Source organism: Methylibium sp. Root1272 (genome assembly GCF_001425905.1).
Lineage (GTDB): Bacteria > Pseudomonadota > Gammaproteobacteria > Burkholderiales > Burkholderiaceae_C > Methylibium.
This window is the reverse complement of sequence record NZ_LMDY01000012.1, coordinates 63,534-89,857: the sequence shown is the minus strand read 5'-3', so window position 1 is coordinate 89,857 and position 26,324 is coordinate 63,534. Positions and strand designations below refer to the sequence as shown.

26 protein-coding genes, 1 tRNA gene and 1 pseudogene are annotated in these 26,324 nt (G+C 70.0%); 11 read left to right on the top strand and 17 right to left on the bottom strand.

Annotated features, from left to right (window positions below; translation table 11 throughout):
* Window positions 1–224 precede the first annotated feature (224 nt).
* The 5 genes from ampD to ASC67_RS06205 form a co-directional block, all read right to left on the bottom strand.
* Window positions 225–815, bottom strand: a complete 591-nt coding sequence (gene ampD / locus ASC67_RS06225; RefSeq protein ID WP_056316591.1) for a 1,6-anhydro-N-acetylmuramyl-L-alanine amidase AmpD — start codon at window positions 813–815, stop codon at window positions 225–227.
* A complete protein-coding gene (locus ASC67_RS06220) occupies window positions 812–2,425 on the bottom strand; it encodes a sigma-54 dependent transcriptional regulator (RefSeq protein ID WP_056316588.1) in 1,614 nt (537 codons plus the stop codon). The genes ampD and ASC67_RS06220 overlap by 4 nt, the downstream gene beginning before the upstream one ends.
* Before the next feature lie 82 nt (window positions 2,426–2,507).
* Window positions 2,508–4,382, bottom strand: a complete 1,875-nt coding sequence (locus tag ASC67_RS06215) for a PAS domain-containing sensor histidine kinase (protein WP_056316585.1) — start codon at window positions 4,380–4,382, stop codon at window positions 2,508–2,510.
* On the bottom strand, window positions 4,382–4,612 hold the full coding sequence (locus ASC67_RS06210; protein WP_056316582.1) for a PP0621 family protein: 231 nt from the start codon (window positions 4,610–4,612) through the stop codon (window positions 4,382–4,384). The genes ASC67_RS06215 and ASC67_RS06210 overlap by 1 nt, the downstream gene beginning before the upstream one ends.
* Window positions 4,613–4,661: 49 nt before the next feature.
* The gene (locus tag ASC67_RS06205; RefSeq protein ID WP_056316579.1) at window positions 4,662–5,486 is read right to left on the bottom strand and encodes an inner membrane protein YpjD; all 825 of its coding nucleotides are present in this window, start codon (window positions 5,484–5,486) and stop codon (window positions 4,662–4,664) included.
* A 106-nt stretch (window positions 5,487–5,592) separates the two neighbouring features.
* Between ASC67_RS06205 and ffh the strand changes: the two genes are divergently transcribed.
* Together ffh and ASC67_RS06195 are read left to right on the top strand one after the other, a co-directional pair.
* The gene (gene ffh, locus ASC67_RS06200; protein WP_056316576.1) at window positions 5,593–6,966 is read left to right on the top strand and encodes a signal recognition particle protein; all 1,374 of its coding nucleotides are present in this window, start codon (window positions 5,593–5,595) and stop codon (window positions 6,964–6,966) included.
* An 80-nt stretch (window positions 6,967–7,046) separates the two neighbouring features.
* Window positions 7,047–7,841 (top strand): DUF2726 domain-containing protein, encoded by a 795-nt coding sequence (locus tag ASC67_RS06195; protein WP_056316573.1) that lies wholly within the window; start codon window positions 7,047–7,049, stop codon window positions 7,839–7,841.
* A gap of 16 nt (window positions 7,842–7,857) precedes the next feature.
* Here ASC67_RS06195 and ftsY read toward each other — a convergent pair whose 3' ends face one another.
* Window positions 7,858–8,910, bottom strand: coding sequence for a signal recognition particle-docking protein FtsY (gene ftsY / locus ASC67_RS06190; protein WP_056316569.1), 1,053 nt, complete (start codon window positions 8,908–8,910; stop codon window positions 7,858–7,860).
* Between the two features lie 128 nt (window positions 8,911–9,038).
* On the opposite strand from ftsY, the gene rsmD reads away from it, so the two are divergent.
* The 3 genes and pseudogenes from rsmD to ASC67_RS06175 all read left to right on the top strand — a co-directional run.
* A complete protein-coding gene (gene rsmD, locus ASC67_RS06185) occupies window positions 9,039–9,653 on the top strand; it encodes a 16S rRNA (guanine(966)-N(2))-methyltransferase RsmD (RefSeq protein WP_056316567.1) in 615 nt (204 codons plus the stop codon).
* Between the two features lie 36 nt (window positions 9,654–9,689).
* The gene (gene coaD / locus ASC67_RS06180) at window positions 9,690–10,190 is read left to right on the top strand and encodes a pantetheine-phosphate adenylyltransferase (protein ID WP_082535856.1); all 501 of its coding nucleotides are present in this window, start codon (window positions 9,690–9,692) and stop codon (window positions 10,188–10,190) included.
* 43 nt (window positions 10,191–10,233) lie between these two features.
* A pseudogene (locus ASC67_RS06175) lies at window positions 10,234–10,581 on the top strand (YfhL family 4Fe-4S dicluster ferredoxin); the annotation flags it as partial.
* A 15-nt stretch (window positions 10,582–10,596) separates the two neighbouring features.
* Here the strand turns inward: ASC67_RS06175 and ASC67_RS06170 are convergent.
* The 8 genes from ASC67_RS06170 to ASC67_RS06135 form a co-directional block, all read right to left on the bottom strand.
* Window positions 10,597–11,064, bottom strand: a complete 468-nt coding sequence (locus ASC67_RS06170) for a hypothetical protein (protein WP_056316561.1) — start codon at window positions 11,062–11,064, stop codon at window positions 10,597–10,599.
* 8 nt (window positions 11,065–11,072) lie between these two features.
* A complete protein-coding gene (pth, locus tag ASC67_RS06165) occupies window positions 11,073–11,762 on the bottom strand; it encodes an aminoacyl-tRNA hydrolase (protein ID WP_056316557.1) in 690 nt (229 codons plus the stop codon).
* 76 nt (window positions 11,763–11,838) lie between these two features.
* Window positions 11,839–12,486, bottom strand: coding sequence for a 50S ribosomal protein L25/general stress protein Ctc (locus tag ASC67_RS06160; protein ID WP_056316554.1), 648 nt, complete (start codon window positions 12,484–12,486; stop codon window positions 11,839–11,841).
* An 82-nt stretch (window positions 12,487–12,568) separates the two neighbouring features.
* Entirely contained in the window at window positions 12,569–13,534 is a 966-nt protein-coding gene (locus ASC67_RS06155; protein WP_011830805.1) for a ribose-phosphate pyrophosphokinase, read from the bottom strand.
* A 94-nt stretch (window positions 13,535–13,628) separates the two neighbouring features.
* Window positions 13,629–13,705, bottom strand: a tRNA-Gln gene (locus ASC67_RS06150).
* Between the two features lie 60 nt (window positions 13,706–13,765).
* The gene (ispE, locus tag ASC67_RS06145; RefSeq protein WP_056316550.1) at window positions 13,766–14,629 is read right to left on the bottom strand and encodes a 4-(cytidine 5'-diphospho)-2-C-methyl-D-erythritol kinase; all 864 of its coding nucleotides are present in this window, start codon (window positions 14,627–14,629) and stop codon (window positions 13,766–13,768) included.
* A gap of 11 nt (window positions 14,630–14,640) precedes the next feature.
* Window positions 14,641–15,171, bottom strand: coding sequence for an outer membrane lipoprotein LolB (locus ASC67_RS06140; protein ID WP_056316547.1), 531 nt, complete (start codon window positions 15,169–15,171; stop codon window positions 14,641–14,643).
* Window positions 15,168–16,997 (bottom strand): tetratricopeptide repeat protein, encoded by a 1,830-nt coding sequence (locus tag ASC67_RS06135; protein WP_056316544.1) that lies wholly within the window; start codon window positions 16,995–16,997, stop codon window positions 15,168–15,170. The genes ASC67_RS06140 and ASC67_RS06135 overlap by 4 nt, the downstream gene beginning before the upstream one ends.
* A gap of 50 nt (window positions 16,998–17,047) precedes the next feature.
* On the opposite strand from ASC67_RS06135, the gene mutM reads away from it, so the two are divergent.
* The 3 genes from mutM (at window position 17,048) to mutY (ending at window position 21,139) form a co-directional block, all read left to right on the top strand.
* Window positions 17,048–17,887, top strand: coding sequence for a bifunctional DNA-formamidopyrimidine glycosylase/DNA-(apurinic or apyrimidinic site) lyase (gene mutM / locus ASC67_RS06130; protein ID WP_056316540.1), 840 nt, complete (start codon window positions 17,048–17,050; stop codon window positions 17,885–17,887).
* Window positions 17,888–18,095: 208 nt separating this feature from the next.
* A complete protein-coding gene (locus ASC67_RS06125; RefSeq protein ID WP_235566239.1) occupies window positions 18,096–20,045 on the top strand; it encodes a dynamin family protein in 1,950 nt (649 codons plus the stop codon).
* Between the two features lie 8 nt (window positions 20,046–20,053).
* Complete coding sequence (mutY, locus tag ASC67_RS06120; protein WP_404932835.1) at window positions 20,054–21,139, top strand: A/G-specific adenine glycosylase; 1,086 nt, start codon at window positions 20,054–20,056, stop codon at window positions 21,137–21,139.
* Here the strand turns inward: mutY and ruvA are convergent, their stop codons facing one another.
* From ruvA to ASC67_RS06105, 3 genes are all read right to left on the bottom strand, one after another.
* Window positions 21,140–21,718 (bottom strand): Holliday junction branch migration protein RuvA, encoded by a 579-nt coding sequence (gene ruvA / locus ASC67_RS06115; RefSeq protein WP_056316530.1) that lies wholly within the window; start codon window positions 21,716–21,718, stop codon window positions 21,140–21,142.
* Window positions 21,719–21,760: 42 nt separating this feature from the next.
* Window positions 21,761–22,420, bottom strand: a complete 660-nt coding sequence (locus tag ASC67_RS06110) for a response regulator transcription factor (RefSeq protein WP_056316527.1) — start codon at window positions 22,418–22,420, stop codon at window positions 21,761–21,763.
* A 67-nt stretch (window positions 22,421–22,487) separates the two neighbouring features.
* Entirely contained in the window at window positions 22,488–24,350 is a 1,863-nt protein-coding gene (locus ASC67_RS06105) for a sensor histidine kinase (RefSeq protein WP_056316524.1), read from the bottom strand.
* A 92-nt stretch (window positions 24,351–24,442) separates the two neighbouring features.
* Between ASC67_RS06105 and ASC67_RS06100 the strand changes: the two genes are divergently transcribed.
* Genes ASC67_RS06100 through ASC67_RS06090 form a run of 3 tightly spaced genes read left to right on the top strand, consistent with a single transcriptional unit; the run spans window position 24,443 to window position 26,308 of the window.
* The gene (locus ASC67_RS06100; protein ID WP_056316521.1) at window positions 24,443–25,408 is read left to right on the top strand and encodes a PhoH family protein; all 966 of its coding nucleotides are present in this window, start codon (window positions 24,443–24,445) and stop codon (window positions 25,406–25,408) included.
* A gap of 1 nt (window position 25,409) precedes the next feature.
* Window positions 25,410–25,859 carry an rRNA maturation RNase YbeY gene (ybeY, locus tag ASC67_RS06095; protein ID WP_056316518.1) on the top strand — a complete coding sequence of 150 codons (450 nt, stop codon included), beginning with the start codon at window positions 25,410–25,412 and terminating at the stop codon, window positions 25,857–25,859.
* A 17-nt stretch (window positions 25,860–25,876) separates the two neighbouring features.
* Window positions 25,877–26,308 carry a potassium channel family protein gene (locus ASC67_RS06090; protein ID WP_056316515.1) on the top strand — a complete coding sequence of 144 codons (432 nt, stop codon included), beginning with the start codon at window positions 25,877–25,879 and terminating at the stop codon, window positions 26,306–26,308.
* Window positions 26,309–26,324: the final 16 nt, after the last annotated feature.

The following is a 26,324-nucleotide window of genomic DNA, read 5'->3' as shown; positions in this document are numbered from 1 at the left end:
CGGGAAGGCATCAGCACACTATATCTAGCGCTTGCCGCCTCTACAAGCACTATATCTAGCGTGTCACGACTTGAAACGTGATGGTCCGTCCAGGCATCTCCGAGGCAGGCCGCATCAGCGCTCGCGCGCCGCGACCGGGGCCGCGCGCGACGTGCCTTCACCATGAAAAGCGGCTGCGAGGCCGCATGGAATCTGCCTTCGCCCGGCGAGATGCCTGAACCTGCTCAGCGCGCGGCCAGCACACCCTTGGGAAAGTACCGATCCGGCCATGCCGTCAGCGACTGCAGTCGCGCCCACTCGAAGCCGGCGCCAGGATCGAGCTTGCGTCCGGGCGCGACATGCTCGTGCCCGGCCACGTCGCGCAGCGGGTGCTGCTGCGCGAGCGCACGCAGCAGTTCGGCCAGGCGCTCGTACTGCGGCGGCTCGAAGCGCTCGCCTTCCAGGCCTTCGAGCTCGATGCCGATCGAATAGTCGTTGCAGTTCTCGCGGCCGCGCCACGCCGAGCGGCCGGCGTGCCAGGCGCGCCGCGCGGTCGGCACGAACTGCAGCAGTTCGCCGTCGCGCCGCACGACGAAATGCGATGAGACCTCGAGGCCACGGATCTGCTGGAAGTAGGGGTGCGCGTCCCAGTCGAGCGTGTTGGTGAACAGCCGCTCGATCGCGTCGCCGCCATAGCTGCCCGGCGGCAGGCTGATCGAATGGATCAGCGCCAGCGTGACCTCGGTGCCCTCCGGTCGCGGCCCGTGGTTGGGGGAATCGACGCGGCGCGCGGCCGACCACCAACCGTCCTGCCAGTGTGCCGCCTGCAGGCTCACGCCCGCCCCGACCCGGCAGGCGGCAGCTCGTCGTCCGGGTCGTCGGCTCCCGGCCCGATCGCCACACCGTGCTCGGCCACCATGACCCCCAGCCGCGCCATGCGATAGCGCATCTGTCGCAGCGAGAGGCCGAGGCTTGCGCCCGCCGCGGTGCGATTGAAACGGTAGCGCTCGAGCGCGCGCACGAGGATGTCGCGCTCGACGCCGTCGAGATAGGCCGCGAGATCGTCCGGCAACGGCGCCGGCAGCGCGCTTGCCGGCACCTCGGCAGCAGCGCTCTGCGGCAGCGCGTCCGCTTGCAGCGCCGCCAGTTCGGCGCGGCCGCTGTCGCTGAACGCTGCCTCGGGCAGGTCGAGGTCGCCGACGTCGATCACGTCACCATCGCACAGCGCGACGGCACGGTGCAGCAGGTTCTCGAGTTCGCGCACATTGCCGCCGAACGGGTAGCGCAGCAGGTAGGCCAGTGCGTCGCGCGTGAGCCGCGGCGGCGGACTGACCCCGGCATCGGCGGCGATGCGCTCGAGCACGCGCTCGCAGATTGCGGGGAGGTCCTCCAGCCGCTCGCGCAGCGGCGGCACGCGGATCTGGATGACGTTGAGCCGGTAGTACAGGTCCTGGCGGAAGCGGCCCGCCTGCACGTCGGCCGCCAGGTTCTTGTGCGTCGCGCTGACGATGCGCACGTCCAGCGGCGTCTCCGTCGTCGCGCCCACCGGCCGCACGGAGCGCTCCTGGATCGAGCGCAGCAGCTTGCTCTGCATCGACAGCGGCAGATCGCCGATCTCGTCGAGGAACAGCGTGCCGCCGCGCGCGGCCTGGAAGAACCCGTCGCGGTCCTCGTTCGCACCCGTGAAGGCGCCGCGGCGGTAGCCGAAGAACTCGGCCTCCAGCAACTGTTCGGGGATCGCCCCGCAGTTCACCGCGATGAAGGCCTGGCCCCGGCGCACGCCGCTGTCGTGGATCGCCCGTGCGACCAGTTCCTTGCCGGTGCCGGACTCGCCATGCACCAGCACCGGAGCCATGCTGCGCGAGACCTTCTCGATCAACGAACGCACCTGCTGCATCGGGGCCGAATTGCCGGCCATCCGCGCCAGTGCGCCGGCCGGCGGCGCTGCCGCGGCGACCGGGCCGATCACGATCGTCGGCACCGGGCGAACCGCGACGCCGGCGCGCGACGGCCGCGCTGCACCCGTCTCCGACGGCAACTGATCGGGTTGCACGGTCGGACCGCTGGCCGCGGCCCGACCGAGGGCGGACGCCACGACACTGCGGAACAGCTTCAGGTCGACCGGCTTGGTCAGGTAGTCGTAGGCGCCGGCCTTGAGGGCCTGGACGGCGCTTTCCGCCGAGCCGTAAGCGGTGATGACGATGGTCTTCTCGCGACGCCCGGCTTCCTCCAGCCGGTGCAGCAGGTCGAGGCCGCTGCCGTCGGGCAGGCGCATGTCGGTGATCACCGCGCTGAACGTGCGGTCGGCGAGCTGGGCCCAGGCGTCCTCGACACAGGCCGCGGTCTCGATCTCGTAGCCCTCGCGCAGCAGCGTCAGCTCGTAGAGCGTGCGCAGGTCCGGCTCATCGTCGACCACCAGCAGGCTGAAATGGGAGGCCGGACTCATGGTTTCACTCTTGCTGCGGGGCACCGCCGCACCGGCCGGTCACATCCCGCCGAAGGGCTGGAATCGCTGGGCACTGAAGGTCTCATGCGCTGAAGTGAAGCCGGGAGTCGCTGTCCGGAAGCAGCGTGCGCCGCATGGCGACGGAGAACACGTTGCGGTGGCGCTCCGGCGCGCCGCGCGAGCCGTACTCGATGCTGGCGCCGTAGCGCTCGCACAGCTCGCGACAAATATACAGTCCCAGTCCGGTGCCGCGGCTGCGCGTCGAGAAGAAGGGCTCGAACAGGTAGCGCTCGACCTCCGGCGCGATCTGCTCGCCGTCGCTCGCCACCGTGAGAAGGACCCGGCTGTCGCTCGTCACGGCCAGACGCAGCAGCACCGCCCCGGCCGTGCGGCTCCCGTGCCGCAGCGCGTTGTCGAGCAGGTTCACCAGCACGCGGCGCAGGTGCTCGCCATCGAACACCACGCCGAGCGGCTCGCTCGGCAGGTCGACCCGCAGCACGCTGTCGGCCCCGATCGCCAGGCCCGCGGTGCGCGCCCATTCGCCGCAGATGGTGGCGACCTGCAGGCTCGCGTCGAGCGGCACCGGCTCGGGCAGCAGGCCCGGCGCGACCTCCATCACGTCGTCGACGATGCGCTTGAGGCGTTCGGCGTTCTCGCCCACCATGCGCGTGAGCTGCACCTGTTGCGCAGTGCTGGCGTCTTCGGCCAGCAGCGCGTTGGCCTGCATGATCGCCGCCAGCGGGTTGCGGATCTCGTGCGCGATCCCGGCCGATACGCGACCCATCGCCGCCAGCTTTTCCTGGCGGACGCGAGCCTGCACCGTGCGCAGGTCCTCGAGGAAGAGCACGCAGTAGTCCTCCGGTGCCCCGGTCTCGCGACGCCGTGTGAAGCGCACGCGCAGGCGCAGCTGGCGCGGGCCCGTGTCGCTGGAGGCCACCCGGGGCAACACCACGTCGCGCCCCCCCTCGGGCCAGTGGCCTTCGCCGAAGGCCCGGTCCACCGCTCTCACCAACGGCTGCCAGGCCGGCACGCCGGTCAGCGAGAAGCTGTCGGCCGCACTGATCAGTGGCTCGTCGAGCAGGTGGCGCGCGGCCGGGTTGGCGGCACGCACCCGGCCGCGGCGGTCGACGACCATCACGCCATCCTGCATCTCCTCGAGCACCAGGCGGTTGAGTTGCGCCTGCTGCCGCGCCAGCTCGAGGCTGCCGCGCGCCGTCAGCTCCTCGCGCGCCAGCCGGCCCGACAGCTCGCCCGCCATCAGGCCGACCACGAACAGGCCAACGCCGGCGAGGCCGGCCTGCGTGAGCTGCAGCGTCGCCTCGCCGGTCACGTCCACGTTGAGCCCCGCGGCGGCGAGCAAGATCAAGGTGCACCCGGCGGCCACGCCGAGCGCCTGCAGACGGGGCGTCAGCACGCCGGCCATCAGCACCGGCAGCACGAGCAGGGCCGAGTAGTTCAGTGCGCCGCCGCCGGCCAGCAGATGCAGAGCGCCGAAGCTCAGCATGTCGACGCCGATCGTCGCCATCCAGTGGCGGCGTCGCAGGCGCGATTGCAGCGCCGGCTGCATCGGACCCATCAGGTTGGGCAGCACCCACAACAAGAGCGCGACCATCGCGTACAGCGAGCACAGCGAGAGCACCAGTTCGCGCTGCGGCCGTGGACTCAGCCACGTGATGGCCACCTCGGTGGCGAGCAACGCGAGCCCGAGCACCGCCCGAGAGGCGACGAAAGCACGGTAGAGCCGGTACACCGCGCTCTGCCCCGATCCGGCGATGCGCCGCGCCTGGCGCGACAGGAAACGCGAATCGGCGGCGTCGGTCTCGCGCCACTCGCCGCGGTCGAAGCGCGACTGCGCGGCATCGTCGTCGCCGGGCAGGCCGAGCTCGATCGATCCGAACCACGACGCCCCGCCATCCGCAGGGGCTCGGCGGCGGCCCGATCCGGTCGTGCCCGCCATCAGTGCGAGTCGCCGTGGGCGAGCCGGTGGGCGTCGCTGCAGTAGAGGCCCTGCAGACCGGTCACGGCCTCGGCACGCGGCAGGTGCACACCGCAATGGGCGCACTCGATCATGGCCTGCGGCGCGTTGCGATCCGGTCCGGCTGCCGGGTCGGGGCGTGCCGCGCGCGGCCGTGAACGCGCCAGCCACAGCACGGCCACGATCACCAGCAGCAGGACCAGGTACTTCATGTGCGCGTCGATACCGAGGAGGACCGGAAAATGCCGTGGTCCGCCGCCATCAGGCCGTCCGGTGGAGGACGACCTCCAGCACGAAGCGCGAACCGACGTAGGCGAGCAGCAGCAACCCGGCCCCGACATAGAGCCAGCGCGTCGCCAGCCGACCCCGCCACCCGAAGGCACGGCGCCCGGCCAGCAGGGCCGCGAACACGCCCCAGGCCAGCACGGAGAACACGCTCTTGTGATCCCAGCGCCAGGGCGAGGAGAACCACCAGCCGAGCAGCAGCGTGGCCGACAGCACCACGAAGCCGGCCGCCACGAAGCGGAAGGTCAGTTTCTCCAGCCGCAGCAGCGGCAGCCCGGGCGGTGACGCGCGCGGAGCCTCCCCTGCCGTCGGCTTGCTGCGCAGGCGCTGCTCCGCACGTCGCAGCAGGGCGGCGTGCAGCAACGCGGTGCCGAACAGGCCATACGACGCAATGCCGAGGATCCAGTGCAGGGGCGCCCACGGCGAACCGGCGTGCGGTCGCAGTTCGCCGGGAAACACGAGGGTCAGCACGACGGCGGCAGCCCCCAGCAAGGCGAGCGTTCGCCGCACGCCGGCCAGCGGCACGAAGCGGCTTTCGATCGCATACACCGCCAGCACCAGCCACAGCGTCACCGACAGCGCGGGCGCGAAACCGAAGCGAGCGCCAGGCTGCGCCTCGCCGATGCCGGCCGCGTGGAGACCAATGGCCAGGCCATGACCGATCCAGCCGACCGCCAGCGCAACACCCAGCCACCTGGCTTCGCGCCGGAAAGCAGCGACAAGGTAGGCTAGCAGCGCCACGATGCTCGTCGCGGCCAGCGGCAGCAGGCTCGCAGCGGAGAGGCCGGGCGATAAAATCATGCTGCGCAGTGTACGTTCGCGCCCTGGCTACACGGGGCTGCGCGCCGAACGGCCGGCTCCGCTGCGCGCTGCGCCCCAGCCCAGCACCAACCCGAGACCTCCTCCCATGGCATCCGCCCTTTCCGAACGCCTGAGCCGCCTGGTCAAGACCATGCGCGGCCAGGCCCGCATCACCGAAGACAACGTGCAGGACATGCTGCGCGAGGTGCGCATGGCGCTGCTGGAGGCCGACGTCGCGCTGCCGGTGGTGCGCGACTTCATCGCCCGCGTAAAGGAAAAGGCGCTGGGCCAGGAGGTCGTCGGCTCGCTGTCGCCGGGGCAGGCGCTGGTGGGCGTGGTGCACAAGGAGCTGGCCGCGACCATGGGCGCCAGCGGCGTGGCCGAGCTGAACCTCGCGACACAACCGCCGGCGGTGATCCTGATGGCCGGCCTGCAGGGTGCCGGCAAGACCACGACGACGGCCAAGCTCGCCAAGCACCTGATCGGGCGCAAGAAGAAGGTGCTCACGGTCTCGGGTGACGTCTACCGGCCGGCCGCGATCGAGCAGTTGAAGACCGTGACCCGGCAGGCGGGTGCGGAGTGGTTTCCGTCGCAGGCCAGCGACAAGCCGGTGGACATCGCGCTGGCCGCAGTGGACTACGCGAAGAAGCACTACTTCGACGTGCTGCTGGTCGACACCGCCGGTCGCCTGGCGATCGACGAGGCCATGATGGACGAGATCCGTGCGCTGCACGCGGCGCTGAACCCGATCGAGACGCTGTTCGTCGTCGACGCGATGCAGGGCCAGGATGCGATCAACGTCGCCAAGGCCTTCAAGGAGGCGCTGCCGCTGACCGGCATCGTGCTGACCAAGCTGGACGGCGACTCGCGCGGCGGCGCTGCGCTGAGCGTACGCCAGGTCACCGGCGCGCCGATCAAGTTCGCGGGCGTGTCCGAGAAGATCGACGGCCTGGAGTTGTTCGATGCCGAGCGCCACGCCGGGCGGGTGCTCGGCATGGGCGACATCCTGGCGCTGGTCGAGCAGGTGCAGCAGGGCGTGGACCTGCAGGCGGCGCAGAAGCTCGCCGACAAGGTGAAGTCGGGCTCGGGATTCGATCTCGAGGACTTCCTCTCGCAGATCTCGCAGATGAAGAACATGGGCGGCCTGTCGGGCCTGATCGACAAGCTGCCCGCACAGATGACCGGCGGCAAGACACCGCAGCTCGGCGCCGCCGACATGGACCGCGCCGAGCGCGACGTGCGCCGCATGGAAGGGATCATCCGCTCGATGACGCCGCTGGAGCGGCGCAAGCCCGAGCTGCTCAAGGCCAGCCGCAAGCGCCGCATCGCCGCCGGCGCTGGGGTTCAGGTGCAGGAGGTCAACCGCCTGCTGAACCAGTTCGAGCAGATGCAGGGGATGATGAAGAAGATGAAGGGCGGCGGCATGATGAAGATGATGAAGCGCATGGGCGGTGGTGGAATGAAAGGATTTGTTCGCTAGTCCGAAAGCGTGCGTTGTTCTCTTGACGCTCTTCGGGCCCCCACTTACGTTCATCCCCGGGGTTTCGGAGGGTGACGAAGATGGGCGAACCGATCGTTCTGCAGGCGCTGGCGGTGCTGCTGGCGGGCCTGATGCTGGTGGCGCTGGCACGGCGCCGCGGTGGCCGTGAACGGCCGGAAAATCCGGGCCGTGACAAGCAGCGCGACAAGCGCGTCGAGGCGCTAGACACCGTGGCCGCGTGGCCGCCTGAAGCCACTCGCGTGCTGACGCTCAAGGAGCGCAAGGCGCAGCTGGTGCTGCAGCAGGCGCTACCCGAATACACCGTGCTGGCGCAGGTGCCGCTGGCCCGCTTCATCCGTGTGCCGACCCGCAATTCATACCATGAGTGGATGCGCCGCGTGGGCCAGATCTGCGCCGACCTGGTGGTCTGCGACACCGTCTCGCAGGTGATCGCCGTCGTCGAGGTGCGCCGCCCACATGGCAAGGACGGTGAACGCACCGTGCGCCGCCACGAGCGCATGGACCGCGTACTGCAGCAGGCCGGCATCCGCGTGATCGTCTGGAACGAGGACGCGCTGCCAAACGTCTCGCTGGTGCGCGACCAGGTGGTGAACACGTCGCAAGCCCTGCGCACCGGGGACGGCGGCGGCCGCGTGCGGACCCGCCCGGCGGCGGTCATGCCGGGCGTGCTCGTGACCGAGGTGGCCGGCAGCGCCGCCCCGGCCGTGCGGCCGACGGTGGTGACCTTGCAGGACGTGCTGGAGGATCTGGACCGCGAGGCGGCCGACGGCGCCACGCTGGCGGAGCCCGCCCAGTCGACCTGGTTCGACGATCTGTCCTCCGCGTCGATGCCGCTCGACGCACCGACCCGCTGACCCCGGTGCGTTCCGCTCAGGTCAGCAGCGCCTGCGAGAACTCGCGCGCGTCGAAGGTCTCCAGATCCTCGAGCTTCTCGCCGACACCGATGAAGTAGACCGGCACCGGCAAGGCGCCATCGCGCTCGCGTGACCACAGCGCGATCGCCGCCAGCACGCCGCCCTTGGCGGTGCCGTCGAGCTTGGTGACGACCAGCCCGGTCAAGCCCAGCACCGCATCGAAGGCCTTGACCTGGGCGAGCGCGTTCTGCCCGGTGTTGCCATCCACCACCAGCAGCACCTCGTGCGGCGCACCGTCCATGGCCTTGCCGATGGTTCGCTTGATCTTGCGCAGCTCTTCCATCAGATGCGCCTGCGTCGGCAGGCGGCCGGCGGTATCGGCGATGACGACGTCGCAGCCGCGCGCCTGGCCGGCCTTCACCGCATCGAAACTCACTGCGGCCGGGTCGCCGCCCTCCTGGCTGACGATCTCGACGCGGTTGCGGTCCGCCCACACGGCCAGCTGCTCCTTCGCTGCTGCGCGGAAGGTGTCGGCCGCCGCCAGCAGCACCTTCAGGCCGCCGTCGGCGAGGTGGCGCGTGAGCTTGCCGATGCTGGTGGTCTTGCCGGCGCCGTTGACGCCCGCGACCATGATCACCGTCGGCCGCGTTTCGCCCAGCACCAGCGGCCGCTGCAAGGGCGCGAGCAGTTCGGCCAGCGCGTCGACCAGCAGCGCCTTTACCGCGGCCGGATCAGAGGCCTTGTGCTCCTTGACGCGCCGCTTCAGGTCGGCGAGCAGGTGCTGCGTGGCGGGCATGCCGGCGTCGGCCATCAGCAGCGCCGCCTCGAGTTCCTCGTACAGCGCCTCGTCGATGCGCGTGCCGGTGAACACCTGCGTGATGCCGGATCCGGTGCGCCGCAGACCGCTCTTGAGCCGGTCGAGCCAGGGGCGGCGCTGTTCGCCAGGCGCCGAAGCAGCAACGTCGACTTCAGCCGCGGGCTCGGGGGACGGCGTGGACGCCGCTGGTGCCTCGGGGCCGGTCGGCGGTGACGCCACGACCGGCGCCTTCTTCTTGAAGAAACTGAACATGTAGGCGAGATTCTAGGGACAGGCTGCTGTGGCCCTCCTGGAATGCAGCTTCACACACACCAGAGGGAGTCCGGCGAGTTCGCGGTCCGCGCCGGCGTCCCAGAGAAGCGGCTGCCTAGAATCGACCGATGCCCCGCGCCCCCGCTGCCGCCCGCCCCGCCACCACGCTGGCCAAACCAGGCGAGGTCCGACTGATCGGCGGGCAATGGAAACGCAGCAAGCTGCCGGTGCCCGTGGCCCCGGGGCTGCGCCCCACGCCCGACCGCGTGCGTGAGACGCTGTTCAACTGGCTCGGTCAGGATCTGAGCGGCTGGCGCTGCCTCGACGCCTTCGCCGGCAGCGGTGCACTCGGCTTCGAGGCGGCCTCGCGCGGCGCCAGCGATGTGGTGCTGCTCGAGCGCGACACCGCCCTGGTGCGCGGACTCCGCGCGGTGCAGGCGCGGTTGGATGCCCGCGCGGTGTGCATCGAAACCGCCGACGCGCTGGCGTGGATGACGCGTTACGCCGGCGAGCCGTTCGACCTGGTGCTGCTGGATCCGCCCTTCGACAGCGGCCTGTTCGAGCCGGCGCTGCGCTCCGCGCAGTGCGTGCTGGCGCCCACCGGTCGCGTCTACCTCGAAGCCGACCGGGCGTTCGACACCGCGACATTGGGCCCGCTCGGCTTCGCGCTCGTCCGGCACACCCGCGCCGGACAGGTGCATGCGCACCTGCTCAGCCCCGCGGCCCGCGACGCTGAGGCATAAACTTCGCCACCCTGCCCGCTCCGCGAAGGAAACACCGTGCCCTTCAACCCCGGCCTGAGCGCCGTCTACCCAGGCACCTTCGACCCGATGACGCTCGGGCACCAGGATCTGGTGCGTCGCGCCAGCGCGCTGTTCCCCCGTCTGATCGTCGCGGTGGCCGCAGGCCACCACAAGCGCACCATGTTCACCATCGCCGAACGGCTGGAGATCGCGCAGGAACTGCTGGCCTCGCATCGCAATGTCGAAGTCATCGCGTTTCGCGGGCTGCTGCGCGACTTCGTCGTCGAGCACGGCGGCAAGGTGGTGGTGCGAGGGCTGCGCGCCGTGAGCGACTTCGAGTACGAGTTCCAGATGGCCGGCATGAACCGCCAGCTGATGCCGAACGTGGAAACCGTGTTCCTGACGCCGAGCGACCAGTACCAGTTCATCAGCGGCACTTTCGTGCGCGAAATTGCCACCCTTGGCGGTGATGTTTCGAAGTTCGTGGCACCCTCCGTGCTCGATCGTCTGAAACAGCGCGTCAGCCAGGCCACATGACACACCGGGTGTTCGTCTCTATCGACAGCGTCAGCCGCGGCAATCGCAGCGGCGTCGGCGGCTTGACGCTGAAGCGACGGAGCGCGCCATGGCCCTGATGATCACGGACGACTGCATCAACTGCGACGTGTGCGAGCCAGAGTGCCCCAACCAGGCCATCTCGCTCGGGCCCGAGATCTACGTCATCGACCCCGCCAAGTGCACCGAGTGCGTCGGGCACTTCGACGAGCCGCAGTGCGTGCAGGTCTGCCCGGTCGCCTGCATCCCGGTGAATCCGGCGCACGTCGAGAGTGCGCCGCAGTTGTGGGCCAAGTTCAAGGTCCTGGTCGGTGGTGAACCAGCGTCGAAGGACGCGTCGTCCCCGCCGCCTTCCACCACCGCTGCGGGCTGAGCCGCCGTTCGGTGTTCAACGAGTTGACGGGGCTGCCGTTCCGGCGCGAGATTTCTTCTTGGCACGTGGCGGCGCAGGCGCCGTCGCCTTGAACTCCCCGGAGCCATCGTCTCCGTGGCTGGCTTGGCTCTTGGCGTGCCGCCGCTTCTTCTGGTTCGGCTTGCCGGCGCTCGCGCGCGCCGCTGCATCCTTCGGCGGTGGCGCGCTCAACGAAGCCGCCCTCACGCTCACCGCCTCGACTTGGCGGCGCTCGTGCGCGAGCCCATCGGCCAGACGGGCATCGCGCCGCGCCGATTCCACGGCCTGCTGGCGCTGGGCCGGCGTGCGCGCGTCATCATCGACGCGGAGTGGACGCCCATCCGCACAAGGCTGCTGCGAATAACTGCGCCCGTCAGCGCCGCAGCGGTAGATCGCGGCGCCCTGGGCGCTGGCGGCCTGCGGTGCTGCGGCGGCAAACGAGCCCAGCACCAGCAGCGGCAACACCCCGTGCTTCACGGAGTCTCACCGGAGGTGGTGGGCGGCGGACCGCTGGCGACATCGGGTGCCCTTGAAGCATCACCAGCAGCAGACCCCACGTCCGGCACCGGCCGGGGCGGCTTCGGCCGGGGCGGCTTGCTGGTATGCAGACGCAGCGTGGCCTTGCTCATGTCACCGGCCAGCAGGGCATCGACGGCGGTCAGCGAGCGCACGATGCAGGCTTCGATGGCCTCACGGTGCTCGCGCATCGGCTTGCCCAGCACATAGTCGGCCACCTCGGCCTTGACACCGGGATGGCCAATGCCCAGCCGCAAGCGCCAGTAATCGGTGGAGCCGAGCTGCGCATGGATGTCGCGCAGGCCGTTGTGGCCGGCGTGGCCACCGCCCTGCTTGAGCTTCATCTCGCCCGGCGGCAGGTCGAGCTCGTCATGGGCGACCAGGATCTCCTCCGGCGCGATCTTGTAGAAACGCGCCAGCGCCGCCACCGACTTGCCCGACACGTTCATGTAGGTCTGCGGCTCGAGCAGCCACACCGGGCCGGCGGACGTGTTCACGCGAGCCAACAGCCCGTGGTACGCGCGTTCCGCGTGCAGCGTGGCCTTCAGCTGACGCGCGACGGCGTCCACCCACCAGAAGCCGGCGTTGTGGCGAGTGGCCTCGTACTCCGGCCCCGGGTTGCCGAGGCCCACCATCAGTCGAATCATGGAACGGATTATCGCGACGCAGGCAAGAAAAAGCCCCGCCGCGGCGGGGCTCGAAGCAAGGGCTTGCGCCCGAGACTTACTTCTTGTTCTGCTTCTCGCTCTTCTTGCCCTTGGCGGCGGGCGCGGCGGCGGCGGTCGGGGCCGCGACCTCGGCCGGGGCTTCCTCGGCGGCCTGCATCACCACGGTGGCGATCACCGGGTTCTTCTTGCCGCGCAGCACCACCTTCACGCTCGGGGGCAGCTTCAGGTCATTCACGTGCAGCGATTGACCCTTGGCCAGCTCGCCCAGGTCGACCGTCAGGTACTCGGGCAGCTGCGAGGCCAGGCACTCCACTTCGAGCTCCGTGACCACGTGCGAGATCAGGCCCTTGTCGAGCTTGACGCCCGGAGCGTTCTCTTCGTTGACGAAGTGCAGCGGCACCTTCTTCGTGACGCGCGTGGTGGCGTCGACGCGCTGGAAGTCGACGTGCAGCACCTGCGGGCGGTAGGCGTGCATCTGCACGTCGCGCAGCAGCACCTGCTGGCTCTTGCCGTCGAACTCCATGTCGAGCAACGAGGCGTGGAAGGCTTCCTTCTTGAGCGCGTGGAACAGCGCGTTGTGATCGAGTTCGATCTTCAGCGGCTCGCCGGCGCCGTAGACGATGCCCGGCACCTTGCCGGAAATACGCAGGCGGCGGCTCGCTCCGGTCCCCTGCAGTTCGCGCGGATAAGCGACGAATTTCATGAATTTTCTCCAAAAGGAAGGTGCCCGCGACCAGGCACCCTGTGTGAACCCGTGCGCCCCATGCGCGCGGGCAGAACCCGGCTCAGAAGTTGTTGTTCTGCTCCGAGAAGAGGGAAGTGACCGACTCGCCGTCCGAGATGCGGCGGATGGTCTCGGCAAACAGGAAGGCCACCGACAGCTGGCGGATCTTGGTGGTGGCCTTGGCGGCGGCGTTGAGCGGGATGGTGTTGGTGATCACCACCTCGTCGATCTGCGAGTTCTTGATGCGCTCGATCGCCGGGCCGGAGAACACGGGATGCGTGCAGTACGCGAACACGCTCTTCGCGCCGCGTTCCTTCAGCACCTCGGCAGCCTTCACCAGGGTGCCGGCGGTGTCGATCATGTCGTCCATGATCACGCAGTTGCGGCCGTCGATCTCGCCGATCACGTGCATGACTTCCGACACATTGGCCGCGGGGCGGCGCTTGTCGATGATGGCGAGGTCGCAGTTGAGCTGCTTGGCCAGCGCGCGGGCGCGCACCACGCCGCCGACGTCGGGCGAGACCACGATCAGGTCGTCGTAGCGGCGGCTCTTCAGGTCCGAAAGCAGCACCGGCGAGGCGTAGATGTTGTCGACCGGGATGTCGAAGAAGCCCTGGATCTGATCGGCGTGCAGGTCCATCGTGAGCACGCGGTTCACGCCCACGGCTTCGAGCATGTTGGCCACCACCTTGGCGCTGATCGGCACGCGCGTCGAGCGCGGGCGGCGGTCCTGGCGCGCATAGCCGTAGTACGGGATCACCGCGGTGATGCGCCCGGCCGAGGCGCGCTTGAGCGCGTCGACCATGATGAAGAGCTCCATCAGGTGCTCGTTCGTCGGCGTGCAGGTGGGCTGCACGACGAAGATGTCGCGCGCACGCACGTTCTGCTGAATCTCGACCGTGACCTCGCTGTCCGAGAAGCGCCCGACGGCCGCGCGGCCCAGTTCGATGCCGAGCGAGGTGGCGATCTCCTGCGCCAGCGCCGGATTCGCATTGCCGGTGAAGATCACGGTGTTGGAGGAGAGCATCACGCCTCCGAGGCGGTCGTTCGTTGGAAAAAACCTGTCCGATCAAAAAACATGGCGCCCGGAACGCGGGCGCCATGCTTCCTGGGTAAAGCTTTGGCAGGGGAAGAAGGATTCGAACCTTCGCATGTCGGAATCAAAATCCGATGCCTTAACCAACTTGGCGACTCCCCTACACAGGACACCGCTCCGGCTTGCGCCCGAGCCACGCCCGAAACCGTCGCCTGACGATGATCAGCCGGCCCAGAGCGCCAGCGGATGCACTGTCAAGCCGCGGCACATGCGCCCCACCCACGACGGAGGAAGCGACGCCGCTTCCATCATCGCAACCGTCGGTGTCTCGCCGGTGCCGGCCTCCGCAAACACCGCACTGCCGGACCCCGACATGCGGCTTGCGCCGTAGCGGGATTGCAGCAGCGCCAGAGCCTGAGCCACCTCGTCGCTGTACGCCGTTGCAGGCGTTTGCAGGTCGTTGTGGCCGAACTCGACTGCGTTTGCAGAGAAGTCCGAGATTGTAGCAGCAGCGGTGTTTCTCACCAACAGCGGACTGCCGAAGATCACCGCGGTGGGCACCGCTACGGCGGGCTTCAGCACGGCCCACCAGCACGGCGTCAGCTCGATGGGCGTCAGCCGCTCGCCGATGCCCTCGACCCAGGCGTTGCGGCCGCCCAGGAAGAAGGGCACGTCGGCGCCGAGTTGCAGCCCCAGCGACAGCAGCCGCTCGCGTGGCCAGTGCAGGTCCCACAGGCGGTTCAGCGCCAGCAGGGTGCTGGCGGCGTCGGAGCTGCCGCCACCGAGGCCGGCGCCCCAAGGCACCTGCTTGTCGATCGAGATGTCGACACCGAACGGGCAGGCGCTCTCTCGCTGCAGCAGGCGCGCAGCACGCAGGCACAGGTCGTCCTCGGGCAGCGTGACGGCCAGGTCGTGGCGGACCAGCCGGCCGTCCGGGCGGCGCTCGAAATGCAGGGTGTCGGCCCAGTCGATCAACGCGAACACCGACTGCAGCAGGTGGTAGCCGTCGTCGCGCCGGCCCGTCACATGCAGGAACAGATTCAGCTTGGCCGGCGCGGGAACGTCGTAGAGGGCTTGCAGGCTCATCGGCGGGCTTCTCAGGGAGCGTCGTCGAGCTTGGCGCGCACGCTCACCACGGGGAGTGCGGCGCGGCGTGCCTCGACCCAGCCTTCGGCCCGGCGCGACACGTCGATCACCCAGCCGAGCTGAGAAAATCCCAGCGGCTGGCCAACGCTCGGTGCGCCCGGCCAGGGCCGCGCATGCAGCCAATCGAACAGCGCGGCGAGCGGCACGCGCTCGCCCAGCGCGTCGGCCGCCAGACTCTCCAGATCGGGGTAGAGGCGCTCGCCGTCGCTGGAGCGCAGCCGCACCTGCCGCGGCGACCAGTCGGCACGGGCGAGCTGGATGCCGAGCGGCGTCGTCAACGAAAGCTGGCCCGATTCGGACGAACCTTCCAGTTCGAAGGCGGCGTTGAAGTTCCGCGCCGCATCGCCCTCGACACGCACCGACAACCGTCCCGAAAGCCGCTCGCCCTGGAGCGCCGACGGACCGATGCCCGCGCATCCCGCCAGCCACACGGCCGCGGCGCAGGCCGCGGCAACGAGCAGCGCGCGGCGGCCACACCTCACAGGTCGACCTTGAGCCGCGCCAGGGTTTCCTTCAGCACGTCGTTCGTGGCGTCGCGGGCACGGGCCTCGGCCCAGATCCGGCGCGCCTCGTCGCGCCGGCCGCTGACCCACAGCACCTCGCCCAGGTGCGCGGCGATCTCGGTGTCGGGCCGTGCGCCGTGGGCCTGCCGCAGCCAGCGGATCGCCTCGTCGTGGTTGCCGAGCCGGTACTCGACCCAGCCGAGACTGTCGACCAGGAACGGGTCGCCGGGCGACAGCTCCAGCGCCTTGGCGATCAGCTGGCGGGCTTCGGGCAGCCGCTGGTTGCGATCGGCCAGCGAGTAGCCCAGCGCGTTGTAGGCCTGCGGCTGCTGCGGCTTCAGCGCGATCACCCGACGCAGCAACTGCTCCATGTCGGCCATGCGGTCGAGCTTCTCGGCCATCATGGCCTGCTCGTACAGCAGGTCGGTGTCGTCGCGGTAGCGATCGTTGGCCTCGGCCAACACTCCGAGCGCCTCCGACCACTGCTTCTGGTCGCGCAGCAGCTGCGCCTCGACCAGCAGCTTGGCGCGCGCGTCCTCCGGTTGCCGCTCCGGCAGCGTGCGGATCAGGCTGCGCGCCTCGGCGAGCTTGCCCTGCTGCGCCAGCAGCGACGCGCGCCGCGACTGCACCGTCAGTGCCTGGGAGCTGTCGACCTTGGCGAGCCAGGCCTCGGCCGCCTTGAAGTCGCGCCGCTGCTCGGCGGCCTGGGCGAGCAGCAGGTAGGCCTGCGTCAGGCGCTGCGTGGGCGTGGCGGCGTCCTCGTCCTGTGGGGTGTCGGCCGGGTCGTTGGCGGCCGCATCGGTACTGGCCTCCACACGCGCCAGGTACTCGCGCAAGGCGGCTTCGGCCTCGACCGGCTGCTTCAGTTCCAGCCGCAAGGCGCCCAGCGTCAGCCAGGCGTCGACGAACTGCGGCGCGTCGCGGGTCACGGCTTCGAGTTGCGGTGCGGCGTCTGCATAGCGCTGGGCGACGGCCAGCGTGCGGGCGTACACCAGCCGCACGGCGCTGCGGGTGGCGGCCGGCGCCGGTGGCTGGGCCTCGAGGAAGGCCGTGACCAGCGACTCGGCCTGCTTCTCGGTCGGCATCAGCTCGATGGCGAGCAGCGCCACGGCCTCGGACTGCGGGCCCAGCGCCTGGCCGCGACGCGCGGCATCCAGCGCGCGCGCCGAGTCGCCAGCGGCCAGTCGGCTGCGGCCCAGCGCCACCCAGGCGGACACCGCAGTGGCCTGCGGCTCGCCGGCGGAGCGCTGCTCGGCATACGGCAGCAGCACCTGTTCGAGCACCGCGGTGGTCGCCTTGCGATCGGTCGTGCGCGAGAAATAGCCGGGCAACGATGCGATCGCCGCAGGCCGCTGTGCCGGCGGCACCAGCGCCAGCGTGGCACGCAGCGGCGCCACGGTTTCGGCGGTGCGATTCAACGCGACCAGCAGTTGAACCTCGAAGCGGTGGGCATCGATCGACCCCGGCACGGCCTGGCGCCAGGCACGCGCCGCATCCAGCGCCTGCTCACCGGCCTGGGCCTGCAACGCGACCTCGGTGGCGCGCCGGAACAGACGCTCGTCGCGGGTCTTGCGGGCCGCGTCCAGGAGAACCTGATAGCTGGTACCGGCATCGCCCTGGCCCAGCTCCATCTCGCCGATCAGCAACTGGTAGAACAGCGGCGCATCGAGAGCCGAGTTCTCCACGGGCACCGCAGCGCCCGGCGCGGACGCCGACGCTTCCACGGGCGCGGGCTGCGCCCACGCCGTCGCGGCAAGAACGCTGGAGGCCGCGAAGGCCAGGACAGCGAAGCGGAAAGCGGCCATAGGCACTCCAAAGTCGAATTTCATTCTATGCACCCCCAGATAATGGCCCTATGCCCGAGTTGCCCGAAGTGGAAGTCACGCGCCTGAGCCTGGTCGATCGACTGCGCGGCGCCGAGATCGGTGACGTGCGGCTGGGCAAGCCGCTGCGCTGGCCGCTCGGCTGCGAACCGTCGTCGCTGGTCGGACGGCGCCTGCTCGACGTGACCCGCCGCGGCAAGTACCTGTGGTTCGCGCTGGGCGACCGGCCCGGTATCGTCGCCGACGGTGGTGGGTTGCTGCTGCACCTCGGCATGTCGGGCTCGCTGAACCTGTCGGCGCAGGCCTCGCCACCCGGTCCCTGGGATCACTTCGACCTGACGACCACCCGCGGCCTGCTGCGCCTGACCGATCCGCGCCGCTTCGGTGCGGCGGTGTGGTCTCCCTCGCGCGACGGCGGCGCGGCCGGCAAGCTGCTGGCGGGCCTGGGCGTCGAACCTCTCGAGGCCGGGTTCACCGCCTCGCTGCTGCATGCGGGCCTGCGCGGCCGGCGCGTCGCCGTCAAGCAGGCGCTGCTGGCGGGCGACATCGTGGTCGGCGTCGGCAACATCTACGCCTCCGAGGCGCTGTTCCTGGCGGGCATCGATCCGCGCACGCCGGGCGATCGCATCAGCCTGGCGCGCTGCGTTCGCCTCGTCGATGCCGTGCGCACGGTGTTGTCCCGCGCAGTAGCGCTGGGCGGCTCGACGCTGCGCGACTTCCGCGACGCCCACGGCATGGGCGGCGCCTTCCAGAACGAGGCCCGGGTCTACGACCGCGAGGGCGAGCCCTGCACGGCCTGCGGCGGCGTGGTACGCCGCATCGTCCAGGGTCAGCGCTCGACCTACTTCTGCCCGCATTGCCAGCGCCGCTGACGAGCCGCTGGGGGCGCGCCTGCTGTCACAAATGCACACGTCTTGGGACGCGAGGACGTGACGTGCTGACGACGGCGGCATGCCGCCGCGAGGGGGGCTGAGCTACCATCATCGGCACAGAGAGCCCGCGTTGGAAAGCCACCCGTCCGTCTCGTTCGCCCACAGTGTCGACGCCCTTGGTCACTGGCGCAGCGCGCTGGAATCCAGGGTGCGAGAGCTTGCCCGTTTCCTGCGCGAGCACGAGCTGCTCGACGAGCCGGCCTCCGACCTGCTCGAGTCCCTGCGTCAGCGGCTCGCGGGCGAAAAGCTCATCGTGGCCTTCGTCGCCGAGTTCTCGCGCGGCAAGTCCGAGCTGATCAACGCCATCTTCTTCGCCGACACCGGCCGCCGCATCCTGCCGGCCACACCTGGCCGCACCACGATGTGCCCGGTCGAGATCGGCTACGAAGCCGACGAGCCGCCCGGCCTCGCGCTGCTGCCGATCGACACCCGCCTGCAGAGCCCGTCGCTCGCCGACCTGCGCCGCCAGCCCCGCGTCTGGCAGCTGACGCCGCTGGACCTGGACGACACCGAAGGCCTCGCGCAGGCGCTGACCCAGGTGACGCAGACCAAGCCGGTCAGCGTCGCGATGGCGCGCGATCTCGGGTTCTGGAACGATGACACGCCTGACGACAACCCGCCGCTCGACGAGCAGGGCTGTGTCGAAGTCCCCGCCTGGCGCCATGCGCTCATCAACCTGCCGCATCCGCTGCTCAAGCGCGGCTTGGTCGTGCTGGACACGCCGGGCCTCAACGCCATCGGTGCCGAGCCCGAACTCACCGTCGGCCTGCTGCCGTCGGCGCACGCCACGGTCTTCGTACTGAGTGCCGACACTGGCGTTACCAAGTCCGATCTGGCCATCTGGCGCGACCACCTCGGCGTGCAGGGCGTGAGCCGCTATGTCGTGCTCAACAAGATCGACACGCTGGTCGACCCACTCAGCACACCCGAGCAAACCGAGGCGCAGATCGAACGCCAGTGCAACGACGTGGCCCACACACTCAACATGCCGCGCGAGCGCGTGTTCCCGCTGTCGGCCAAGCTGGCCCTGACAGCGCGCGTGGCCGGCGAGGAGGCCGATCTCGCCGCCAGCCGCCTTCCCGCGCTCGAGGAGGCACTGAGCGAGCGGTTGCTGCCGCAACGCCAGCAGATGCTGGCGCAGATCGGCATCGAAGGCATCGCGATCGTCGAGCAACAGGTCGGCCGGCGTCTGACCGACCGGCGCCGTCAGATCGCCGAGCAACTGCTCGAGCTGCGCGGTCTGCGCGGTAAGAACGCCACCAAGGTGAAGCTGATGCTGACGCGCGTCGACGCCGAGGCGGCGGAGTTCGAGCAATGCATCTCGCGCCTGCAGGCGATGCGCGTCGTGCACACGCGCATGCTGAAGGACGCGCTGCTCGACCTGTCGAGCGACCGGCTGCGCGAGCACGTGGGCGAGATGCAGGAAGGCATCCGCAGCTCGCTGTTGCAGCTCGGCGCGAAGAAGGCCTTCATGACGCTGTGCGGCAAGCTGCGCGAGCGCATGAAGCGCGCGCAGTCGCGCAGCGAAGAGATCCATTCGATGCTCGAAGCCTCGTTCGAGATGCTGAACACCGAGTTCGGCTTCAGCCTGCTGGTCGCGCCGACGCCCGAGCTCGGCCGCTTCGTCGGCGACCTCGACCTGATCGAGCGCAACTACGTGCAGTACCTCGGGCTGACGCAGGCGCTGAAGCTCACGCAGGAGCGCTTTCTCGAGCAGTTCCGCCGCATGCTGGTGTCGCGGCTGCGCGTCGTCTTCGAGAGCGCCAGCGGCGAGCTCGAGTTGTGGAACAAGACCGCATCCGCGCAGATCGACACCCAGTTGCGCGACCGCCGGCGGGGTTTCAAGCGCAGGCGCGAGGCGCTCGAGCGCATTCAGGCCGCTGCTGGCGAACTGGAGTCGCGCCTGAGCGAACTCGAGAGCCAGGACGCGCGCCTGCAGCAGTTGCAACAGCGCGTCACCGAGCTGGCGCAAGGCACCCGCCTGCACGCCGACCCGCGCGGCGACCTGTCCGAGCGAGACACCGTCAGCACCGGCGAGTCCCTCGACGACTCGATCGACCTGCTGCTCGACTTCGAGATCGATCCGGCCCGCGCTTGAGCGCCGCCGTGTCCCGGCCGCCGGCCCGGCGCGGCCGAACGCACCCCTCCCCGCCCGCGGATGACACCGCGACGAGTCTCTCCGAGCGCGTCGTTGCGTGGCAACGCACGCAGGGCCGCCACGGGCTGCCCTGGCAGCGCGAACACGATCCCTACCGCGTGTGGCTGTCGGAGATCATGCTGCAGCAGACCCAGGTCAGCACGGTGCTGTCTTACTACGCGCGCTTCCTGGAGCGCTTTCCCGACGTGGCCACGCTGGCGCGGGCGCCGCTCGACGACGTGCTGGCCGCCTGGGCAGGCCTGGGCTACTACAGCCGCGCGCGCAATCTGCACCGCTGCGCCCAGGCGGTGATGGCGGAACACGGCGGCCGCTTCCCGGCCAGCGCCGAGCAGCTCGCCACGCTGCCCGGCATCGGCCGCTCGACCGCCGCCGCCATCGCCGCGTTCTGCTTCGGCGAGCGTGCCGCGATCCTCGACGGCAACGTCAAGCGCGTGCTGACGCGCGTGCTGGGCTTCGGCGCCGATCTGGCCATCGCCCGCCACGAGCGCGATCTGTGGGCGCGAGCCTGCGAGCTGCTGCCGCCGGCGTCGGCCGACATGCCCGCCTACACCCAGGGGCTGATGGACCTGGGCGCCACCGTCTGCCTGGCCCGCAAGCCGAACTGCCTGCTGTGCCCGCTGCAGGGCGACTGCGTGGCGCAACGCGAGGACCGGCCCGAGGCCTATCCGCTGAAGACGCGCAAGCTCAAGCGCACGAGCCGCGAGCACTGGTGGCTGTGGCTGGAGCACGCCGGCGCAGTGTGGCTGCAACGGCGCCCGGCGACCGGCGTGTGGGCCGGGCTGTGGAGCCTGCCGCTGCTGGACGACGAGGCCGCGCTCGATGCGGTGATGCAGCGCTGGCCGGTGCCGGTGGAGCCGCAGCCCGTGATCGAGCACGCGCTGACCCACTTCGACTGGACGCTGCATCCGTGGCGCGCGGTGCTGGAAAGCCCGGAGGGGGTCGAGGCCGCACTGGGCCCCGGCCGCTGGGTCGCGCTGGACGCGCTCGACGCCGTCGGGCTGCCGGCGCCGCTGAAGAAGCTGCTGGCGCGCTGACTAACGCGCCAGCGCCTTCAGCGCGAGCTTGATGCCCTCGCTGACGCCCACCTCGGCCGGCAGCGCCTTGACCGCCGCCTGGGCCTCACGCTCGCTGTAGCCCAGCGCGATCAGCGCCTGCAGGATGTCGGCTTGCGCGTCGCTGGCCGGCTTGCCGCCGATCGCTGGGCCCAGGTCGGCACCGAGCTTGCCTTTCAGTTCCAGCAGCAGCCGTTCGGCAGTCTTCTTGCCGATGCCCGGCACCTTGACGAGACGGCTCGCATCCTGCGCCGTCACCGCCTGCGCCAGATCGCCCACCGTCAGGCCGGACAGGATGGACAGCGCGGTACGCGGCCCGACGCCCGAGATCTTGATCAGCATCCGGAAGGTCTCGCGTTCCGGGGCCGTGAGAAAACCGAACAGCACCTGCGCGTCCTCGCGCACGACGAAGTGCGTCAGCAGCGTGACCCGTTCACCCAGGGCGGGCAGGTTGAAGAAGCTGCTCATCGGCACGTCGACCTCGTAGCCGACACCGCCGACGTCGATCAGCACCTGGGGAGGGGATTTCTCGGCCAGCAGGCCGGTGAGGCGACCGAGCATCCTAGGCCGCCGCCCCGATCGCGGCGCGCAGGGTCACCGGACTCAACGCCGGAACAGCCCGAGCCGCTGGGCCTCCAGCGCCACCTCGGCGCGCGAGCTCACGTTGAGCTTGCGGTAGATCTGCTTCACGTAGTCGGCGATGGTGTGGCGCGACAGGTTCAGCTGCACGCCGATCTCCGGCAGCGTGAAGCCCTTGGCCACGCGCAGCAGGACTTCGTTCTCACGCTCGGTCAGCGTCACGCCCGGCATCAGCGGCGTCTTCTCGCGGAACTGGCTGCGCTGCTGGGCCGCGAAATACTGGATCACGCGGCGCGCGATCGACGGCGACAGCGGTGGCTCGCCAGCGCTGATGCGTCGCAGCTGTTCGGCCAGCTGCTCGCGCGACTGTTCTTTCAGCAGGTAGCCGAAGGCGCCGGCCTGCAGTGCGGGGAACAGGTGATCGTCGTCGTCGTGGATCGTGACGACCACCGACTGCGCCTCGGGCTGGGCCTCGCGCAGCGCCGCCACCACCTCCACGCCCGAGCCGTCGGGCAGGCCCAGGTCGACCAGCGCCAGGTCGAAGCGCTGGGCGCTGATGTGCTCGCGCGCGTCGTGCACGCGGGCGGCCTCGGTGATCTGCGCCTGTGGAAACACCTGCAACGCAAGCGCCTTCAGCCAAACACGGATCTCGGGCAGATCTTCCAGCAGCAGGATGTGGGTCATGTCACTCACCGTTTCATGGTAACAGTCTGAGCGCTGACAGCAAGGGCCGCAAGCGCCCGGGCGCCGCTCACAGCGGAAGCGTGAGCCGGATCACGGTTCCGTAGCCCGGGCCCGACTCGATCAGGCACTGGCCCTGCATCTGCTTGGCGCGCTGCTTCATGCTGGCCATGCCGTGGCCGCGGTCGAGCCGACCGTCGAGCTCGAGCGGGATGCCGCGCCCGTTGTCACGGATCACCAGCTGGAACTCGTCGCCGATGCGGCAGGTGACAGTCGCCCTCGAGGCGCCGCTGTGCTTGATCAGATTGCTGGTGGCCTCGCGCAGCACGCGCGTCGTCTGCACGTAGGAGCGAGCCGCCAGCGTGCGCGGCGTGGTCGGCTCGGTGCTGTGCCATTCGATCTCGATGCCGGCGTCGCCCAGCCGCGACACCGTCTCGGCACGCCAGTCGGCCAGCGCATCGGTCAGCTGCACCGGCTTGCCAGCGATGCCGCGCACCGACAGCCGCATCTCCTCGAGCGCCTCGCGGGCCAGCGTCGAGATGCGCTCGTCGGTGCTGGTGTGCACGATGGTCAGCAGCTTGGCGCCCAGGTCGTCGTGCAGGTCGGCAGCGATGCGCTTGCGCTCCTTCTCGGCCACCTGTTCCACCCGCACCTCGGCCAGATGCGAGAAATTGCGCTCGATCTCGGCCGAGATCTCGTAGACGCGCTGCTCGAGTTGCTGGCGCGCGGTCTCGGCCGCGGTCAGCGCGTTCGCGAAGGTCTGCACCAGCCGGAACGCCAGCACGCAGAACAGCAGCGGGATCGCGAAATGGATGACGTGCACGTTGGGCAGCTTGAGGAAGCTGTCCTGCACGCCGACCTCGATGCCGATCACCACCACCACCAGCGCGAGGATCGAACCCAGCAGCCAGAACTCGCCTCGCCGCGTGCGCCACACGTGCGCGAGGCAGAAGCCGATCGCCGCGAACACCTCCAGCGCCAGCACGGAATAGCACAGCACCGCCCCGGAGAACAGCCGCTCCGGCCCGGCCAGCAACAGGCCCGCCGGCATCACCAGGCACTGGGTCCACAGCGCGATGTCGACGGCCCGCCACTTCATGCCGCAGTAGCGCAGCAGGAACAGCACCGCGCACACCGACAGCGGAACGAAGGCGATGCAGCTCAGCAGTTCCAGCGTGCCGTTCGGCAGCGGGATGTCGCGCCACCAGATGCGCGCGCTCAGCAGCGCCCAGCCCAGCGACACCACGCCGAAGTACTTCAGGTGCGACACGCGCCGCACCCAGCCCAGCGCCAGCATCACCACACCGATCATCACCAGCGTCGCCGCCACGATCTGCGCGAAGCTCACGTTCCAGAAGCGCTGGCGCTCGTGCAGCTCGCGCAGTTGCGGATACGGCCCGATCAGCACCTCCGACAGGCCGCCGGCGCGCTGGCGGCCGGCCACGCGTGGCAGCGGGTAGCCCACCACCTGAAGCTCCAGCTCGTTTCCGGTGGCCAGCAGCAGACCGGCGGGCAGGCTGACCAGCTGCGATTGGTAGCAGTTGCGCGTCACCGGCTCGCGCAGGCTGCCGCCACGGTAGAGCAACTGGCCGTTGAGGTAGATCTCGACGTTGGAGCACACGCGAGGGATGTAGGCGGCGAGCAGCGCGCCCGCCACCTGTTGCGGCGGGTCGAAGCGCAGCCGGTACCACTGGACCTGTTCGCCGGCCGGCGCCGGCTGCGCCCAGTCGTCCGGCAGCGCCAGGGTCTCGAAGCCCCCGCCGACCGGGGGCGCCAACGTCAGCGACGGAACACTGGCGACCTGCGCGCTGCGCAACGTCAGCACGTCGGCCGCCTGGGCTCGCGCCGAACCGGCGCTCGGCAGGCCGCCGCACAGGCCCAGCCACAACAGCAGCAGAAACAGGCGCCCGGGCGCGGAGAGGTGGCGAAGCATGGGCGGCGATTGTGCAGGATGGTGCGCGGGGCGTGCCTGTCGCCGGCGCCCGACCGCGCCACAATCAGGCTCCCCACGCGACCGCCCTGCCCGTGATCCTGCGCCACGCCTTCATCCCGCTCGACAACATCCGCCTCGCGCACCTGTGCGGCACGCTCGACGAGCACCTGCGTGCCATCGAGGCGGCCTTCAACGTCGGCATCACGCGCCGCAACGAGTCCTTCCGCATCGAAGGGGCCAAGGTGCAGGCCGAGCGAGCGACGGCGCTGCTGCAGTCGCTCTACGACCGCGCCAAGAAGCCCATCGCCCCCGAGAGCTTCCAGCTCGCGCTGGTCGAGGCCGCCCAGGGCGGCGGCAGCGGCGTTCGCGACGCGATCCCCGGCGACGGCGCCATCACGCTGCGCACCCGCCATGCCGACCTGGCCGGCCGCACCGGCAACCAGACCCAGTACCTGCGCCACATCCTCGACCACGACATCGCCTTCGGCATCGGCCCGGCCGGCACCGGCAAGACCTTCCTCGCGGTGGCCTGCGCAATCGATGCGCTGGAGCGCAGCGCGGTACAGCGCATCGTGCTCACCCGCCCGGCGGTCGAGGCCGGCGAGCGCCTGGGCTTCCTGCCCGGCGACCTGGCGCAGAAGGTCGACCCCTACCTGCGCCCGCTGTACGACGCGCTCTACGACCTAATGGGCTTCGAGCGCGTCACCAAGGCCTTCGAGAAGGGCACGATCGAGATCGCGCCGCTGGCCTTCATGCGCGGGCGCACGCTGAACCACGCCTTCGTGATCCTCGACGAGGCGCAGAACACCACCACCGAGCAGATGAAGATGTTCCTCACCCGCATCGGCTTCGGCAGCAAGGCCGTCGTCACCGGCGACGTGAGCCAGATCGACCTGCCCAAGGGCGTGGAGAGCGGCCTGATCGAGGCCGAGCGCGTGCTCCGGCGCGTCAAGGGCATCGCGATGACGCGCTTCACCTCCGCGGACGTGGTTCGCCACCCGCTGGTGGCGCGCATCGTCGAGGCCTACGAGGCGGCCGCGGCGAAGCCGGAGCCCTAGGATGAAACACCCGGCCCGCCCGGTGCTGAACCTGTCGCTGCAGTTCGCCGATGCGAGCCATCGTGCCCAGCTGCCGCGACACAAGGTGCTGCGCTGGGTCCGTGCCGCGCTGGACGTGCCGGCCGAGATCACGGTGCGCATCGTCGGGGCCGAGGAAGGCCGCACGCTGAACCGCGACTACCGGCAGAAGGACTACGCCACCAACGTGCTGACCTTCGACTACGAGGCCGAGCCGGTGGTGGTGGCCGACCTGATCCTGTGTGCCCCGGTGGTCGAGCGCGAGGCACGCGACGAGGGCCGCTCGCTGGAAGCCCACTACGCCCACCTGCTGGTGCACGGCACCCTGCACGCCCAGGGCCACGACCACGAGATCGAGGCCGAGGCGCAGGCGATGGAAGCGCGCGAGACCGAAGTGCTGCTCGCACTCGGCTACGCCGATCCCTACGCCTGAGCGCGGTCTCCTCGGCCATGGCCCTCGTCGTCCTCAGCTGCGTGCTGCTGATCGTCGCCACGACGCTGACGCATTACGAGGTGCTGAACTTGCTGACCCGCCTGCTCGACCGGCTGTACTGGCCGGGCCGGGCCAAGCTCATCGTCGCCGTGCTCGGCTGCTTCATCGGCCACGGCGCGGAGATCCTGCTCTACGGCGCCGGCTACTGGCTGCTGATCATCAGCGCCGGCCACGGCTCGCTGGGCGGCACCGCCACGCCCGACCTCGGCAGCGCGCTCTACTTCTCGGCCGAGACCTACACCTCGCTGGGCTTCGGCGACGTGGTGCCGGCCGGCCCGGTGCGGCTGCTGGCCGGCGTCGAGGCGCTCAACGGTCTGCTGCTGATCGGCTGGTCCGCGTCCTTCCTGTACCTGGAGATGGAGCGTTTCTGGCGGCGGCGCGAGCGCTGAGAGGGAGAGGACTCAA

Bases quoted from the DNA above. Each gene is read 5' to 3' on its own strand.
- ybeY (WP_056316518.1), top strand. From the start codon at position 25,410: ATGAAACACCCGGCCCGCCCGGTGCTGAACCTGTCGCTGCAGTTCGCC.
- ASC67_RS06210 (WP_056316582.1), bottom strand. From the start codon at position 4,612: ATGAAGTACCTGGTCCTGCTGCTGGTGATCGTGGCCGTGCTGTGGCTG.
- ftsY (WP_056316569.1), bottom strand. From the start codon at position 8,910: ATGTTCAGTTTCTTCAAGAAGAAGGCGCCGGTCGTGGCGTCACCGCCG.
- rsmD (WP_056316567.1), top strand. From the start codon at position 9,039: ATGCCCCGCGCCCCCGCTGCCGCCCGCCCCGCCACCACGCTGGCCAAA.
- ASC67_RS06205 (WP_056316579.1), bottom strand. From the start codon at position 5,486: ATGATTTTATCGCCCGGCCTCTCCGCTGCGAGCCTGCTGCCGCTGGCC.
- ispE (WP_056316550.1), bottom strand. From the start codon at position 14,629: ATGAGCCTGCAAGCCCTCTACGACGTTCCCGCGCCGGCCAAGCTGAAT.
- ASC67_RS06155 (WP_011830805.1), bottom strand. From the start codon at position 13,534: ATGCTCTCCTCCAACACCGTGATCTTCACCGGCAATGCGAATCCGGCG.
- ASC67_RS06105 (WP_056316524.1), bottom strand. From the start codon at position 24,350: ATGCTTCGCCACCTCTCCGCGCCCGGGCGCCTGTTTCTGCTGCTGTTG.
- ASC67_RS06135 (WP_056316544.1), bottom strand. From the start codon at position 16,997: ATGGCCGCTTTCCGCTTCGCTGTCCTGGCCTTCGCGGCCTCCAGCGTT.
- ASC67_RS06110 (WP_056316527.1), bottom strand. From the start codon at position 22,420: ATGACCCACATCCTGCTGCTGGAAGATCTGCCCGAGATCCGTGTTTGG.
- ASC67_RS06220 (WP_056316588.1), bottom strand. From the start codon at position 2,425: ATGAGTCCGGCCTCCCATTTCAGCCTGCTGGTGGTCGACGATGAGCCG.
- pth (WP_056316557.1), bottom strand. From the start codon at position 11,762: ATGATTCGACTGATGGTGGGCCTCGGCAACCCGGGGCCGGAGTACGAG.
- ASC67_RS06090 (WP_056316515.1), top strand. From the start codon at position 25,877: ATGGCCCTCGTCGTCCTCAGCTGCGTGCTGCTGATCGTCGCCACGACG.
- ASC67_RS06215 (WP_056316585.1), bottom strand. From the start codon at position 4,382: ATGGCGGGCACGACCGGATCGGGCCGCCGCCGAGCCCCTGCGGATGGC.
- ASC67_RS06195 (WP_056316573.1), top strand. From the start codon at position 7,047: ATGGGCGAACCGATCGTTCTGCAGGCGCTGGCGGTGCTGCTGGCGGGC.
- ASC67_RS06160 (WP_056316554.1), bottom strand. From the start codon at position 12,486: ATGAAATTCGTCGCTTATCCGCGCGAACTGCAGGGGACCGGAGCGAGC.
- ffh (WP_056316576.1), top strand. From the start codon at position 5,593: ATGGCATCCGCCCTTTCCGAACGCCTGAGCCGCCTGGTCAAGACCATG.
- mutM (WP_056316540.1), top strand. From the start codon at position 17,048: ATGCCCGAGTTGCCCGAAGTGGAAGTCACGCGCCTGAGCCTGGTCGAT.
- ruvA (WP_056316530.1), bottom strand. From the start codon at position 21,718: ATGCTCGGTCGCCTCACCGGCCTGCTGGCCGAGAAATCCCCTCCCCAG.